A 599-nucleotide genomic window follows, 5' to 3' on the forward strand; every position below is an offset into this window, starting at 1 on the left:
GTGAGATTTACAAAAGCTGATAAGTGAAATTTTATGATTAAAAATTAACAATCAAGAATGAAAATTTTATATTAAAACTTTAGATGAGAAGTTTAATAAATCTTTTTCACTAGAAGAAATTTTAAATATTGAAAAAGATTTTGTTTTAAAAAATTTTAAATAAAAAGCAAATTTGTAAACAATATGTAACAAGGTATAATTAACTTGCTTGTGTGTGGTATTCAATAAAAATGATATTAGGGAGAACATTATGAAAAAAATTTTAAATTTAATAACAATTTCAACGTTAACTACAGTTTTGCCCACTCCTTTGCTTTCTAACATATCGCTGATAGAAAGATTAAAACAAGATTTTGGAATAACTAATTCAAATAATGAATATGTACCGCTAAAAGAAATTAGTGGTTTTGGGAAAGCTGTACAAGAAGTTCTTGTTGATAGTAAAGATAACATCTATTTTTGTATAAAAACTATTTTTGATTATAAAAATGGCATTTATAAGTTATCAAGTGGGTCAACGACTCCAATTAAAATTGATAATAGTTATGGTGTACTATCATTTTCTATCGATAGCAAAAATAATCTTTATTTTAGTACAG

Annotated in this window: 1 pseudogene; it reads left to right on the top strand. The window is 23.5% G+C overall.

Annotation, left to right across the window (positions count from 1 at the left end):
* Positions 1-250: 250 nt before the first annotated feature.
* Positions 251-599, top strand: a pseudogene (locus M0D11_RS06385) (hypothetical protein); the annotation flags it as partial.

It is taken from the genome of Spiroplasma endosymbiont of Lariophagus distinguendus (assembly GCF_023846195.1).
In the GTDB taxonomy this organism is placed as follows: Bacteria; Bacillota_I; Bacilli_A; order Mycoplasmatales; family VBWQ01; genus Spiroplasma_E.